Origin of the sequence: Aneurinibacillus thermoaerophilus, from assembly GCF_019603355.1 — a bacterium.
GTDB lineage: Bacteria > Bacillota > Bacilli > Aneurinibacillales > Aneurinibacillaceae > Aneurinibacillus > Aneurinibacillus thermoaerophilus.
This window is the reverse complement of the sequence record NZ_CP080764.1, coordinates 1,129,357-1,144,335: the sequence shown is the minus strand read 5'-3', so window position 1 is coordinate 1,144,335 and position 14,979 is coordinate 1,129,357. Positions and strand designations below refer to the sequence as shown.

The following is a 14,979-nucleotide window of genomic DNA, read 5'->3' as shown; positions in this document are numbered from 1 at the left end:
GAAAAAACCCCTGCTTTCCGTTGCGAAAACAGGGGCACATTATTTAGCTATCCGCATTATGCAAAAGCTTTTGTCAGGTTGGCCATCTCAATCGCTGTGGCCGCCGCCTCCCAACCTTTGTTGCCTGCTTTTGTGCCAGCGCGCTCGATCGCCTGCTCAATCGTATCGGTCGTCAGCACACCAAAAATCGCAGGTACGCCAGTGGTCAGTCCGATGGACGCAATGCCTTTCGCTGCTTCGTTGCATACATAATCAAAGTGTGGTGTAGCGCCGCGAATCACCGTGCCAAGCGCAATGACAGCATCATACCTGCTGGATTCTGCCATTTTTTTGACAATGAGCGGAATTTCAAAAGCTCCCGGTACCCAAGCAACTTCCACATCGTCTTCAGCCACACCATGACGCTTCAGCGCATCCAATGCGCCGGTCAAAAGCTTGCTTGTAATAAACTCGTTAAAGCGTCCAACGACAATGCCAATTTTAAGCCCTGTTCCCACAAGATTTCCTTCGTATACTTTTGCCATCATCATTCCTCCATTTTTCTACTATATCTTTATGGTTCAAATGCAAAGCGATTATAAATTCAATAAATGGCCGAGCTTGCTTTTCTTCGTGCGCAAATACCGTTCGTTCGCTTCCACCACCTCCATCTGCAGCGGCACGCGCTCCACTACACACAGGCCATAGCCTTCAATGCCTTTAATTTTGCGGGGATTATTAGTCAGAAGGCGGATTTGTCCCAGCCCCAAATCGGCAAGAATCTGCGCGCCAATGCCGTACTCCCGCAAGTCGGCGGGAAAACCCAGCTTTTCGTTTGCTTCCACCGTGTCAAGCCCTTGCTCCTGCAGTTTATACGCCTTCAGTTTGTTAATAAGGCCAATGCCGCGCCCTTCCTGGCGCATATATAACAGCACGCCGCGCCCTTCTTCTTCGATCTGTCTGAGCGCCGCATGAAGTTGTGGACCGCAATCGCAACGGAACGAACCGAACACATCGCCAGTGAGACATTCGGAATGCACCCTTACAAGCGTCGGTATATCTGGATGGATGTCTCCTTTAACCAGTGCCACATGTTCTTTATCATCTGTATCGTTCGTATATGCTACCATGCGAAAATGTCCGTATTCAGAGGGCAGCTCCACTTCGACTTCACGCCTTACGAGCTTGTCGAAACGCATGCGATAACGGATTAATTCTTCAATCGTAATCATTTTGAGTCCGTGCTTTGCAGCGATCCGCACCAGATCAGGCACCCGCGCCATCGTTCCGTCCTCGTTCATAATCTCGCAGATAACACCGGCCGGATACGCGCCGCATAAACGCGCCAAATCAACAGCCGCTTCCGTGTGGCCGGCCCGACGCAATACGCCGCCTTTTCTTGCAATAAGCGGGAAAATGTGGCCGGGACGGCGAAAATCTTCCGGTTTGCTGGCCGGGTCAAGCAGCGCCTGCACCGTCTGTGCCCGCTCATGCGCGGAAATGCCAGTAGTGGTTGTTTTCTCATCGATGGAGACGGTAAACGCGGTCCCGTACGCATCCGTATTCCTGTCTACCATCAGCTCAAGTTTCAACTCAGCGGCGCGCTCTTCTGTAATCGGCACGCACACAAGACCGCGACCGTACGTAACCATGAAATTAATCATCGCGGCGTCTGTTTTTTCCGCCAGCGCAATAAAGTCGCCTTCATTCTCGCGATCTTCGTCATCCACGACGATTACCGGTTTGCCGTTTTTCAAATCTTGAATCGCTTCTTCAATTGAATGAAACATATTCCCCACTCCTTTCCAGCGCTCAATCAACAAAACCCATGTTCGACGAGAAAATCCTTCGTAAGCGTCGGTTGTTTTTCCCGATCACGCAAGTCGCGCCGAGCGATGAACCGTTCAATGTATTTGCCAAGCATATCACATTCCAAATTGACGAGGTCGCCCTTTCCTTTGTATTGCAAGATCGTTTCCTCCAGCGTGTGCGGAATAATGGATACCGTAAAGCCATCTCCCGCTACATCAACGACGGTTAAACTAATCCCGTCAATAGCAATGGAACCTTTTGGAATAATATACCACAAAAGCTCCTCTCCAGTCCGCACCTCAAACAACATGGCATTATCGTATGGACGCTTGTCGACAATAACGCCTGTCCCGTCAACATGACCGGAGACGAAATGGCCGCCAAGTCTATCCCCTACGGCCAGCGCCCGTTCTAGATTGACCGGAGAACCCGGGCCAAGAGCGGATAAGCTTGTCCTGTCAAGCGTCTCCGGCATTACATCCACCGTAAAATGGCGGCCAGAAAACTCAACAACCGTTAAGCAAATACCATTCACAGCAATGCTGTCACCCAATTTCACATCTGTCAGCACTTTTTCAGCCGCAATTTCCAGGACGGCGGAACGGTTCCCTCTTTGAATGCGGCGAATGGTTCCAATTTCTTCAATAATCCCAGTAAACATACGCTTACCTCCAGACCGGATATCCAGAAATTTTCATATCGTTCCCCACTTTTTCGAACGAGACATCCATAAGTGAAATGGCATCCGCCATTTCTTCAATTCCCAGGCCGCCGAACGGCGTGGGAGCATTCTGGCCCGCTACCAGCTTCGGCGCGACGTAGGCAACGACTTTATTGATCGCCCGCGCGTGTAAGAACGCGCTGTTTATCTGGCTGCCGCCTTCAACCAGCAACGAAGAAACCTGCTGTTCGCCGAGGGTCGCAAGCAAGCAGTCAATGTCGACTTTCGGGCCGTCCCCGGTGGAGAAAACGCGGATCCTCTTCTCTTCAAGCTGCGCCCGCTTCGTCCTGTCCGCGTGTTCCGTCGTAAAAATCCAGGTCGGAGCCTGTCCGTCCGTTAACACGTTTGCATCCATCGGAATGCGCAGCGTCGTGTCAACGATGACACGAATCGGATTTTTGCCGCCAGGTGAAAGCCGGGTTGTAAGCTGCGGGTTATCGGCTAGCACCGTATTAACTCCTACAAGAATTGCGTCGTGCTCGTGTCGCATACGGTGCACTTCCCGACGCGCTTCCTCACCTGTAATCCAGCGGCTGCTTCCGGAATATGTCGCCACCTTTCCGTCAAGCGTCATCGCAGTTTTCACGGTAACAAACGGCCGGCCTGTTGTAATAAAGGTAATAAACACTTCGTTCAGCCGTTTCGCTTCCGCTTCACATATACCCGTCAGGACGTTTACTCCTGCTTCCTTAAGTTTGGCTACTCCTCTGCCCGCCACCAGCGGGTTCGGGTCCAGCATGGCGACAACCACCGTCTGCACACCATGTTCAATAAGCGCATCCGCGCAGGGAGGGGTTCGTCCATAATGGCTGCACGGTTCCAGCGTTACGTAGGCAGTGGCGCCTTTCGCTTTCGTGCCCGCCATGCGCAGCGCCTGCACTTCCGCGTGCGCTTCCCCAGCCCTTAAATGGGCACCCATACCAACGACTTCCCCGTTTTTTACAAGCACACAACCGACCATGGGATTCGGGCTTGTCTGCCCGCGTGCCGCCGCCGCAAGTTTAAGCGCAAGCTCCATGTACTCTCTGTGTTCCATCATCGCTTCTCCTTCCATCAAAAACAAAAACGCACAATACCATCTCTTTTCACGGAATTTCCCTGGGGTAAGAAAAGAGAGATGGATTGCGCGCTCTGCTTGCCTTATCTATGCAACAAAAGCGTTTTGACTTATCTGAATTCTCCCGTTGCCATACTGTGAGCAACTCGCGTACTTATGCCTCGTCCTTTTTCCTCGAAAAAGCCATACATATAGAAAGCCCTGAAAGACGGTTCAACCGTTTTCAGGGCTTTTTCACAAAAAGGTAGATCTAGTCTAGGCCAGGAACAATCTTTGTTTTCTTTAGTCAGATACAGCAAACTTGTAAAAGGAAAGCTGTATACATCACCTTGAATACTTTGACATTTGTACCGCAGCATCTTCGCCTTGCTCCACGAAGCAAAGGCAATACAGCAGCAAATAAAATGCATACAAAAAACTACAAGAAAGCAACACCTGGCGTGCTCTGATCCATCCTTCTCCCATCCAGACTATACTGTCGGTCCCGGACTTGCACCGGGTCAGCATTGGCCAAAAAAGCCGCAGCTCACGGACTGAAGAGGCTCGTAGCCTCTATCACCGCCGGTCGGGAATTTCACCCTGCCCCGAAGGATTTGTATAATTCAGTTGTATTTTTAGTATAGCCAATTGATATTCCGCTGTCCACACGAAAATTTTATAATGTGAAACAAGCATACGCACATTGAGGCTTTAAAACGTCCTATGATAGAATAGAGCGAACGAACCAATAAGGAGGAACAAACATGGCAAAGAAAAAAGGTAGCATTGAACTTGAAAACGGCAACAAAATTACGATCGAATTTTTTCCTGAAGCCGCTCCGGGTACGGTTGCAAACTTTGAAAAGCTCGCCAATTCCGGCTTCTATAACGGACTTACGTTCCACCGTGTCATTCCAGGCTTCGTAAGCCAGGGAGGATGCCCGTACGGCACAGGAACAGGCGGCCCGGGCTATACGATCAAATGCGAAACAGAAGGGAATCCACATAAACACATCCCAGGCGCTGTTTCCATGGCACACGCAGGACGAGACACCGGCGGCAGCCAGTTCTTCATCGTGCATGAAGCACAGCCGCACCTCGACGGCGTGCATACTGTATTCGGGCAAGTTATCGAAGGGCTTGAGCACGCAAAAAATCTACGCAACGGTGATAAAATGGTTGCGGTAAAAGTATGGGATGAAGAATAATGTATGCACCAGCGGGCGCAAAGGATAAACTTCCTGCGCGCCCGATTTCCGGCTTTTTGCCTTTCGGGTTTATATGTAGATATTTTTATCAAATGTACCATTACTCCCGCAGGGACGATAAAATCTCAGATTCGGGCGCGATACGAGAGGACAGGTACAGTGGCAATGAATTGACATCGTGGCCGTATTCATCGAACTATACCAGAACGGCCGGGGCTATCGTTTTCTTTATATTGTCTATCATATGATCCGGCACACGATTTGCGATCTCTTCACCGATTTTGATAGAGGCTGTGGCTGCTGGTGAAGGGGCATTGCATACATGCATCGAGCGTTTACCTGAAAAAATGGCGAAATCGTCCACCATGCTTCCATCGTGCATGATCGCCTGTGCCCGCACCCCGGCATGGGTCGGGACAATATCTTTCTCAGTCAATTCTGGAATCAGACGTTGCAAACTGCGCAGAAACGCCTGTTTGCTGAAAGAGCGAACCATTTCGTTGATACCTTCCTTCATATTTGGCATTGCCATTTTCCAGAAGCCTGAATAGGTTAACACCTCAAACAGATCCTTCAAACTGATATCCTTTTTGGTGTAACCTTCACGCTTGAAGGCTAATACTGCGTTCGGCCCAGCGTGAACTTCCCCATTAATCATACGAGTAAAATGAACACCGAGGAAGGGAAAGTTCGGGTTAGGCACCGGATAAATTAAATGTTTTACGAGATGGCGTTTTTCAGGAATCAATTCATAGTATTCACCACGGAATGGCACGATTTTCATCCCGGTGTGCATATCGGCCATTTTGGCTACCCGGTCACTGTGCAAGCCGGCACAGTTAATCAGGAAGCGTGCTTTAATCGTGCCGCGATTTGTTTCAACTGTGACGCCGCCTTTTTCCTCGGCAATATTCTCCACTTTGGTGGACAGGCGCAAGTCACCGCCACCCTCTTCAATCATTCGCGCAAACGTGCGAGCAACTCCTTTATAGTCCGCGATCCCGCAACTCGGCACACGAATCGCGCCAAGGCCGCGCACATGCGGTTCAATCTCTTTCAATTCTTCCGGGCCAATTTTCGTTACGTTCAATTGATTCTGCAAACCGCGCTTATATAAATTGTCCATCAGCGGCAACTCTTCCGGCTCTGTTGCTACAATCACCTTGCCGCACACTTCATATGCAATGCCGTGTTCTTCACAGAACTTCACCATCGCTGCATTCCCTTCCCGTGCAAAACGCGCTTTAAAACTGCCAGGCTTATAATAAATCCCGGAATGAATAACACCGCTATTGTGTCCCGTCTGGTGCCGGGCCCAATCGGCTTCTTTTTCAATCATGACGATCTTTGCACCCGGAAACCGCTTCATGAGCGCCATCCCTGTCGATAAGCCTACGATCCCTCCGCCGACAATCGCAAAATCATACATGCTATGTTCCTCCTCTATCCCCATTTATGGGATGCTGCTAGTATTTGTCTATTTTTATTATTTATATTTATATGCCATATAAGGCAGGCCTGCAAGAAGAGAGGCCTGCCTGTAATCCTTTTATACACGGGCAAAATACCCGCGCTGGCGCATCAGCTCACGGTACAATTCCGGATGTTTTTCAAACGGGGCACGACCATGCATCCAGAAGCTATTGTTCAGAATCACCAAATCGCCTACCGGAAGTTTTAACGCATGCACTGCCGGAGAATTTTCCAGGGATTCAGATAACTCTTTCAAATAAAGAGCCTGTTCGATCGTTTCCGGATACGCGAATTGGTCGATAAAGCAGATGCAAGGCTTGTTATTGATTTCATAAAAAGTAGCGCGATGCACAACTTGCTCCACATTTTTGCTCGGTGGTGCTTTATACGTAATTTTCACATTCGCGAGCGGATGCTTGCTGAACTTTTCAAGATCTTCCCAGTCATCGAGATGCAGCAAACGAGATTCACCGCCAACCGCATTTTTCTCGTCCATTTTCATCATGAGCAACCAGTCTGTCGGCTCATCTACGAATGTGCCATCCGTATGAAGTGTGAACAGGCGATACGCTTGACGCAAATAAGAGTCGCTGTTGTCTGTATCTTTCACTGTAAAACGCGCATAGAATGTTCCGGTCATCGCGTCAAAGTTCGGGATGCCGATCAGGTGCGTTAAAGCTGTCCCAAATTTTACAAAATCTTCTACATCTTCCGTTTTGCCCTGCACACTGATAGTGAAGCCGCCTGATTCGCGATCCTGAAGAATTTCGCGGATATTATCCATGAACGATTGACCGAACAATTCTCTGAACTGGTGCGCCAGCACTTGCCGGGAATACGGAACATAGCGCAAGGATTGTTCGCTGTGCTCTTTGCAGCCGGCAAAAAACGTTTCAAGCAATCGGTCATCTAACTGAATGTGATATAGCCTTTTGTGGTCAGGATGCGGCATAATTTCATAGCCTGGTTGTTTTTGCACAAATTTCATCTCTCTTTTTGTCTCGGTAGCCATTGTCATCGTTTCGTTCCTCCTCCATTTGATAAAAAATGTGAGTCATACAGCTGAAAAGATCGTGTCGGTGTCCGACCAAGTCCGGCCTGTCAGCCTTTGGGGTTATTTATGCGCGACAGATGAAGGGTGAACCTGTTGCGCATAAAAACAAAGAGCCAGTTACACTTCTCCCCAAAAACAAGGGTTGAAGTATAACTGGCTCTCATTTACGAAACCTCTCCAATTACTTGAAGGGCAGTAAATTAGACAGTTTCATGTATGCAATTCTTATAAAACAATTCATTCACAGGCTTGACAGAAACCGGTATGCGAGTAGGGAAAACCTCTCTGCAAGGTTCTGTCATTTGCTACTGCATTTATATTTTAATGGTATCGTAATCTTAAATTTTTGTCAATCATTTTTTTTACTATTTTCGCTATTTTTATAAAGTAAATACTGGTTATGCAGATCACGAAGAGCAGCGACAAGTGCATTCTGGGCTTTACCTTGATAAAAGTCTATGATGCGCCGGCTCAGCGCTTCAATGCCATCCTGCAGGCTGCAACCGCGCAGCAATTGACCGATAAAATCCCGGCCGTGTTCGGTCGCAAGCGTACAGGACGCTTCCAGAATCACGTGGTATTTCGCATCCGCTTCAACCGTAATCGTCAACGTATCAAAAATGCTGCGTGCCGCCATTCCCTGCGGCAAACGAGCATGGCCTGCGATAAAATACGTCTTGCCTGTGAACATAACCACAACACCACTTTCCGGGAGATTTTCTTTCTCCTGATCATACCCCTGCATATTTGCAGGTGTCAATTTTTTATGATGAAATACAAAATGTCACATCCGATCCATGTATACCGTTTTCACTTGGGTATAAAATTCAATCGCTGCTTTCCCTTGTTCACGGGATCCAGTGCTGGAGTTTTTGCAGCCGCCAAACGGCACTTGCGGCTCCGCTCCCGCTGTTTCTGAATTCACGTGCACAATGCCCGCTTCAATATCATCCACGAACCGTTGCGCCAAGGTAAGGTTATTCGTGCAAATCGCGGAGCTGAGGCCATATTCTGTATCGTTCGCCAGTCCAACTGCTTCTTCGTAGTTCTTTACTTTAAAAAGCGCGATAACCGGCCCAAAAATTTCCTCGCGCGCGATACGGGCGTCGCGGCTTACGTTTTCAAAAATCGTCGGCAGCACATAGAAGCCGTTCGCAAGTTCCGGATCGGCCGGCGCCTCACCGCCGCAAAGCAGCGTCGCTTCTTGTTTTCCTGCCTCAATCATCGCCATAATACCATCGCGCTGTGTTTTAGAAACAGCCGGGCCCATAAACGTGTCTTTTTCCAGAGGATTGCCCACTTTGAGCGCTTTCGTACGCTCAACAAGCAAGTCACGAAACGCATCATAAATTCCTTCTTCCACAATCACACGGCTTGTGGCCGTACACTTTTGTCCTGTGGAACGGAACGCGCCGCTAATAGCGATATTCACCGCTTTGTTCAGATCGGCGTCAGCCAGCACGATAAGCGGGTTTTTACCGCCCATCTCCAGCTGCACTTTTTTTCCTTTTGCAGTTGCGCGCTCTTGAATGCGCAGGCCAACCGTATTTGAGCCGGTGAAAGACACTGCTTTAATATCCGGATGTTCAACGATCTCTGACCCGACAACCGAACCGCTGCCAAACACGCAGTTAACAACACCCGCAGGAAGGCCCGCTGCTTCAAACGCTTTCATTACATGGTACACAGATTTCGGCGTAATTTCGGCAGGTTTAATGACCACGGTATTGCCATAGATAAGCGCCGGAGCCATTTTCCACACAGGAATGGCAATCGGGAAGTTCCACGGCGTAATCAGACCGATCGGCCCCACTGGCACACGGGTCGTATAAAGAAACGTTTCCGCGTTCGCCGAAGGAACCACTTCACCGACCGGCTGCCGTCCTTCCGCCGCATAGTATTCGAGAATGCTGATGGCCCGCTGTGTTTCTCCGATTCCCTCCACCAGCGTTTTCCCTTCTTCTAGCGTTAGATCGCGGCCTACTTCTTCCAAATTTGCCTTTAAATATTCAGCCGCCTTTAGCAAGTAGGATGCACGCTGCTGAAAAGAAAGCTTTTTCCATACCGCAAACGCTTTTTTCGCTGCTTGGACCGCTTCATACACATCTTCCGCTGCGCTCATCGGAAACTCGCCTAGCACTTCTTCCCAGTTGTGCGGGTTACGATTTTCGATATATTCGCCGCTCACAGGTTTTTTCCATTCACCGTTGATATAGTTTAAATAACGCATGTTATTGTCCACCACCTATTTTAAAACACCTATTTTAAAAATTGCAAATTTTTACCTTGTGCTTCCTTTTTCGATCTTCTGCCTGCGTTAAATGTAAACGAAATCCTAAGTTAACAAAATTGCATTTGTCAGTGTCTTTTGATTATATCACTTTTTCGATTTGCCTTTCTTCGAAGCCCGAAGACGGTTGCTTCTTACGATAAAATACAAAATAGGAAGCAATAACAAGAACTGCGATAAGTGAAGTAAGATAGAATTGCAAACACATGTCCTCAATAAAAGCTTGTGCAACAAAAATACCTAACAAGATGATAATAGTCGCATAGGTTAAGTAGGGAAACAACCACATTTTTACCTTAAGGGCTCCCGGATTTTCTTTTTCGATCTTTCTCCGCATACGTATATGTGAAAGAGCGATAAATATATACACAAGCATCGAAACGCCACCCGAGCTATTTGCCAAAAAAGCAAACAATTTATCAGGGGACACAAATTTGAATATTGCACAAATATAAGCAAAGCATGTGCTTGCCAGTACCGCCCAAACCGGTACCCCTCTCTTATTTACCTGTAAAAATATACGGTGCGCCTCTCCTTTTTGCGCAAGAGAATACAGCATACGTGAGCTTGTATAAAGCCCTGAATTCAAGACAGAAAGCAAAGAGATGAAAACAACGATATTCATAATTTGAGCCGCAGCTGGCAGGCCCGCCATATCAAATACACTCGCATATGGAGTTTTGAGCAAGTCTTTAGCATTCCACGGCAGAACAGTAACCAGCACAGCGACTGAACCAATAAAGAACACAAGAATGCGCCAAACCACACTGTTTATGGCTTTCATAACGTTCTTTTCCGGGTTTTCCGATTCCCCCGCCGCAATGGCTGCGACCTCACTTCCCACTAAGGAGAATGTAATAAAGACAACGCTGAGAAGAACCGGGAGAAATCCGTTCGGGAAAAATCCACCGTTTCCGGTAAGGTTAGAAAGACCCGGTGATTCAATGCCCGGTACGAAACCAAAGATCATCGCTGTTCCCAGGCATAAAAACGCAATAATAGCAACTACTTTAATAAAAGCTAACCAGTATTCAAATTCTCCATATGTTTTGACTGAATAGATATTGGTAAGCGTCATCAAAACAGTCAAAGCTAGACTTCCTATCCACGCAGGTATGGAAGGGAGCCATTGATGAATCATAGCCCCTACTAACGTGGCTTCAATTGCGACAATGATCACCCAGTTAAACCAGTATAACCAGCCAATCATATATCCGGCCCATGGCCCAAGCGCTTGATGTGCATACGTAGCAAAAGAACCGCTATCAGGATTCAAAACAGCCATCTCTCCAAGCATACGCATAACAAGAACTACGATCAAGCCTCCAATTATATAGGATAGAAGAGCACCGGGGCCTGCCGAGGTAATGATGGCGCCGCTCCCTACAAATAAGCCAGCGCCGATAACTCCACCGATAGAAATCATTGTTATATGCCGTTTTTTCAGATCTTTGTGTAGTGCCTGCTGTTCCAAAAGCTCCACCGCCTTTACAAATTTGTTTATTTTTGTCCTGAGAAAGTGCTAAATAGGAGCGGAATACCACTAAAATTGACCAACATGAAATGTAATGGTATCCGCCCATATTTACTTATTTAGAAGCTTTTGCAATCGCTTGTTCTAAAATGTGCAACCCTTTTTCTAAGTGTTCATCTGTAATCACAAGCGGTGGCAAGAAACGAAGCACATTGCCGAAGATACCCGCACTTAAACCGATTAAGCCGTTGTTCCAGCATTCTGTCACGATTTTGCCTGTCTCTTCTTTCGCCGGCTCTTTCGTTACGCGATCCCTTACTAATTCAAGCGCAACCATTGCACCAAGCCCACGTACATCTCCGATAAGATCGTATTTCTCCTGCCAACTGCGGAAGGCATTCATCATGCGATCGCCGATGACTTGCGCACGTTCTACCAAATTCTCTTCTTCAATAACATCAAGCACCGCAAGGCCTGCCGCACATGCCACTGGGCTTCCAGCGAATGTGCCACCAAGCTGTCCAGCTCCAGGTGCATCCATCAATTCAGCGCGTCCTGTAATGGCACTAAGCGGCATACCTGCTGCAATGGATTTGGACATTGTAGTAATGTCCGCCGCTACCCCGTAGTTTTCCATCGCAAACAATTTCCCTGTACGGGCAAAACCGGTTTGGATTTCATCCGCAATCATAAGAATGCCGTACTTGTCACAAATGCGGCGTACGCCCTGTACAAAAGTAGTGGAAGGAACAATGAATCCACCTTCGCCCTGTACTGGCTCCATGATAATAGCAGCGATATGATCTGCTCCCACTTCACCGAGGAAGAATTGTTCAAAATGATGTAAAACTTGCTCGTCCAGTTCCTCTGGCAACATTCCTTGCGGTGCACGATAATAATAAGGGTAAGGCAATTTATATGTTTCCGGGGCAAACGGTCCGAAGCCATGTTTATACGGATTTACTTTGCTTGTTAAAGACATGGTCATTAAGGTACGGCCATGGTAGCCGCGTTCAAACGAAACAACAGCGCTGCGACCGGTCGCTTTCCGGGCGATTTTCACAGCGTTCTCCACCGCTTCCGCGCCGCTGTTCGCAAACATGGTTTTCTTTTTAAAATCGCCCGGCGTTTTTTCGTTCAATTTTTCTGCAAGCTCAATATAGCTTTCGTACGGCATAACATGAAAACAGCTATGAATAGAAGCCGCCGCCTGCTCTTGAATGGCTTTTACCACTTTCGGATGACAGTGACCAATATTCTGCATACCGATACCACCAGCAAAATCAATCAATTCATTGCCATCTACATCAGTAACGATGGCTCCTTGCGCCGATTGTATATATAGCGGAGTTACATGATACGGACCTACAGGAACCGCCTCTTGACGGCGAGCATGTAATTTTGCAGATTTTGGACCTTGTGATGTTTGTGCGTTTGTCGTCATCTGTTCTCTTCCTTTCCTTTTCCTAAATATTTGTTCATCTTTCGCACAATCGTAGATTGGTTGACTTTTAGCGCCTCAGCACAACGGTACGTATTTTCGTATTTTTGGTAGGCCATAGAAATCAATTGCTTTTCCACTTCTTCGACGGCTTGCTTCAGTGGACATAATCCTTTTATTTTTATTGCCCAGGCCTCCTGGTAATTCTTGCTGTCTTCCCAAAGACTCGCCGGCAAATGGTGTGGTAATACTTCTGTCCCTTCGCTTGTTACAATCAAGCGTTCCACCATATTTTCCAGTTCTCGCACATTGCCGGGCCAGTCATAAGCGCTCAAAATCTCGATTGTGTCTTCATGGAACTGCTTGTACAACCCGTATTTTTTTGTAAAACGAGCGATAAAGTGTTGAATAAGAGCTGGAATTTCTTCTTTACGCTGGCGAAGCGGAGGAACTGAGATCGGAATAACGTGCAAACGGTAAAACAAATCTTCACGAAAACGACCTTCTGCAATCAGCTTGTGTAAATCTTGATTGGTCGCAGCAATAATACGCGTATTTACCGTTAGCAACTGATTTCCGCCAAGCCGACGGAACGTATTATCCTGCAAGAATTGCAAAAGTTTCACCTGCACGCTTAACGGAATTTCGCCGATTTCGTCAAGAAACACGGTACCGCCGTCCGCGATTTCCAGCACACCTTTTTTCGACGTATTCGCTCCGGTAAACGCCCCTTTTTCGTATCCAAACAATTCCGATTCAATCAATGTGTCCGGGATGGCCCCACAGTTGATATGGACAAAGTTTTTCGTACGGCGGTGACTCGCCCGATGCACACGTTGCGCAATCATCCCTTTCCCAACTCCAGATTCCCCCATAATTAAAATGGTGGAGTCAACGTGAGCCACCCGTTCGGCCAGCTGGTAAATTTGCTGCATTTCCGGCGAAAGCACCACCATGTCGTCCTGAGGTTCATCTTTGCTTTGCTTCAGCTTCTCCAATTCAAGACGGTAAGCATCCAGCAAGCTTTCCGTCGTTTCCAGACGCTGGCGCAGCATCTCGACTTCTTCGTACTCTCGTGAGTTAAAGATAATTCGATGGAGGCTGCCGTCCGGGTTGAATACCGGGTTTCCGATTACGTGCAGCTTTTTTCCATTTACCGTCACCTGAACGCCGGACACTTTTGTCCGCTTTCTGATAATTTCCGGCGTAATGCTCGGCGTAAATACGCCTTCTGCGGCAAGTTCCGTCGTTTTTTTTCCCAGTAATTCACCAATGGGCCTTCCGTACAACTGCTCACTTTTCGGCCCAGCGCGCAAAATTCTTCCTTCTCCGTCCGTCACCAAAATCTCATCAAACGACGTATCAAAGATATTTTCCAGCTCAAAGTACTGATCATCGCGCCGCAGGACAAGAAAATCCGCCGTATGAATACCACCTTCGTAACACCGCTTCCATTCCCCGCGCAAAGAAAAAGAAGGAGTTTTAATCTGCGTCTCCCAAAAGTCCTGTCCAACCCGGCAAAACGATTCATAGGAAGAAAAAACAAGAGGTAAGACATCAGACAGATGCTTGCGTACTACGTCCGTTTCTTTAAAGATAAACCAATTCTCCATCTTGCCCTTCCAATGAATAATAAATCCATCTGGAGACAGGGCAAGCATGCCGTACGGCATCTGCATCCACAGCTTGTCAATATCCGGTGCAGCATACGTTTCCAAAACCCTCACCTGCTTCCTCGTCTCCCTTCTCATTTTTCTTCCCTGCACATTTTCTAAATAGCAAATACTATGCCAAAATTAAAAACTTTATTTCTGAGGAATTCTTATAAAAGAAGGGAGAGAATATTAATGCAATTTCGCATTCAAATCTATTTTAATATACTGAATAATTATAACCTATGTATTATTTATAACTTTGTATTTATTTTTAATGCTAATTTGCATCAATATAATGCTATATAGCATTTAAAAATTTTATGTACATTTCCGCTTAATCAGAGAAGGTGATAATGATAGAATAAAAAGAAAATGGAAAGGATGATACGATGGCACTGAACAATACCTGCATTTTCTGCAAAATCATCAAAGGGGAAATCCCGTCAGCCAAAGTATACGAAAATGAACATGTCGTCGCGTTTCTTGACATCAGCCAGGCAACGAAAGGCCATACGCTTGTTATTCCGAAAACCCACAAGCAAGACATTTTCGAATTAACACCGGACATCGCTTCCAATCTATTCGCATGCGTGCCGAAGATCGCAAACGCCATGAAAAAGCAGTTTAACATAGAAGGGGTGAACCTGCTCAATAACAGCGGTAAAGTAGCGGGACAAACAGTATTCCATTACCATCTGCACATCCTGCCGCGCTATGGCAAAGAAGACGGATTCCATCCAACATTACAGGAGAACAACGCCCAGTATACACCTAGCGATCTGCAAGAAATCGCTGCTCATATCGCCGCTGGCATCGAGTCATAGGGCATGTATACA

13 protein-coding genes and 1 riboswitch are annotated in these 14,979 nt (G+C 47.3%); of the genes, 2 read left to right on the top strand and 11 right to left on the bottom strand.

The window, feature by feature from the left end; all coding sequences use genetic code 11:
* Positions 1 to 56 precede the first annotated feature (56 nt).
* From ribH to ribD, 4 genes are read right to left on the bottom strand one after another with little or no spacing between them, the layout of a single operon-like run.
* Positions 57 to 524, bottom strand: coding sequence for a 6,7-dimethyl-8-ribityllumazine synthase (gene ribH / locus K3F53_RS06145; RefSeq protein WP_057899371.1), 468 nt, complete (start codon positions 522 to 524; stop codon positions 57 to 59).
* A gap of 51 nt (positions 525 to 575) precedes the next feature.
* Positions 576 to 1,769 (bottom strand): bifunctional 3,4-dihydroxy-2-butanone-4-phosphate synthase/GTP cyclohydrolase II, encoded by a 1,194-nt coding sequence (locus tag K3F53_RS06140; protein ID WP_057899372.1) that lies wholly within the window; start codon positions 1,767 to 1,769, stop codon positions 576 to 578.
* Between the two features lie 26 nt (positions 1,770 to 1,795).
* Positions 1,796 to 2,452 (bottom strand): riboflavin synthase, encoded by a 657-nt coding sequence (ribE, locus tag K3F53_RS06135; RefSeq protein WP_057899373.1) that lies wholly within the window; start codon positions 2,450 to 2,452, stop codon positions 1,796 to 1,798.
* Positions 2,453 to 2,456: 4 nt separating this feature from the next.
* Positions 2,457 to 3,551 carry a bifunctional diaminohydroxyphosphoribosylaminopyrimidine deaminase/5-amino-6-(5-phosphoribosylamino)uracil reductase RibD gene (gene ribD, locus K3F53_RS06130; RefSeq protein WP_057899374.1) on the bottom strand — a complete coding sequence of 365 codons (1,095 nt, stop codon included), beginning with the start codon at positions 3,549 to 3,551 and terminating at the stop codon, positions 2,457 to 2,459.
* A 467-nt stretch (positions 3,552 to 4,018) separates the two neighbouring features.
* Positions 4,019 to 4,165, bottom strand: a riboswitch (FMN riboswitch).
* 147 nt (positions 4,166 to 4,312) lie between these two features.
* Between ribD and K3F53_RS06125 the strand changes: the two genes are divergently transcribed.
* Positions 4,313 to 4,756, top strand: a complete 444-nt coding sequence (locus K3F53_RS06125; protein WP_057899376.1) for a peptidylprolyl isomerase — start codon at positions 4,313 to 4,315, stop codon at positions 4,754 to 4,756.
* Positions 4,757 to 4,952: 196 nt separating this feature from the next.
* On the opposite strand, the gene lhgO is transcribed toward K3F53_RS06125, so the two are convergent.
* The 7 genes from lhgO to K3F53_RS06090 form a co-directional block, all read right to left on the bottom strand.
* Complete coding sequence (gene lhgO, locus K3F53_RS06120) at positions 4,953 to 6,185, bottom strand: L-2-hydroxyglutarate oxidase (protein ID WP_057899377.1); 1,233 nt, start codon at positions 6,183 to 6,185, stop codon at positions 4,953 to 4,955.
* A 120-nt stretch (positions 6,186 to 6,305) separates the two neighbouring features.
* The gene (gene glaH, locus K3F53_RS06115; protein WP_057899378.1) at positions 6,306 to 7,247 is read right to left on the bottom strand and encodes a glutarate dioxygenase GlaH; all 942 of its coding nucleotides are present in this window, start codon (positions 7,245 to 7,247) and stop codon (positions 6,306 to 6,308) included.
* 385 nt (positions 7,248 to 7,632) lie between these two features.
* Positions 7,633 to 7,974, bottom strand: coding sequence for a DUF3870 domain-containing protein (locus K3F53_RS06110; protein ID WP_057899379.1), 342 nt, complete (start codon positions 7,972 to 7,974; stop codon positions 7,633 to 7,635).
* Between the two features lie 93 nt (positions 7,975 to 8,067).
* The gene (locus K3F53_RS06105; protein ID WP_057899380.1) at positions 8,068 to 9,513 is read right to left on the bottom strand and encodes an aldehyde dehydrogenase family protein; all 1,446 of its coding nucleotides are present in this window, start codon (positions 9,511 to 9,513) and stop codon (positions 8,068 to 8,070) included.
* 142 nt (positions 9,514 to 9,655) lie between these two features.
* A complete protein-coding gene (locus K3F53_RS06100; protein WP_082706196.1) occupies positions 9,656 to 10,999 on the bottom strand; it encodes an amino acid permease in 1,344 nt (447 codons plus the stop codon).
* Positions 11,000 to 11,162: 163 nt separating this feature from the next.
* Entirely contained in the window at positions 11,163 to 12,491 is a 1,329-nt protein-coding gene (gene gabT, locus K3F53_RS06095; RefSeq protein ID WP_057899382.1) for a 4-aminobutyrate--2-oxoglutarate transaminase, read from the bottom strand.
* Positions 12,488 to 14,215, bottom strand: coding sequence for a sigma 54-interacting transcriptional regulator (locus K3F53_RS06090; RefSeq protein WP_062731159.1), 1,728 nt, complete (start codon positions 14,213 to 14,215; stop codon positions 12,488 to 12,490). The genes gabT and K3F53_RS06090 overlap by 4 nt, the downstream gene beginning before the upstream one ends.
* A gap of 317 nt (positions 14,216 to 14,532) precedes the next feature.
* Here K3F53_RS06090 and K3F53_RS06085 point away from each other — a divergent pair, with 317 nt between their 5' ends.
* Positions 14,533 to 14,967 carry an HIT family protein gene (locus K3F53_RS06085; RefSeq protein ID WP_057899384.1) on the top strand — a complete coding sequence of 145 codons (435 nt, stop codon included), beginning with the start codon at positions 14,533 to 14,535 and terminating at the stop codon, positions 14,965 to 14,967.
* The last annotated feature ends 12 nt before the right edge of the window (positions 14,968 to 14,979 follow it).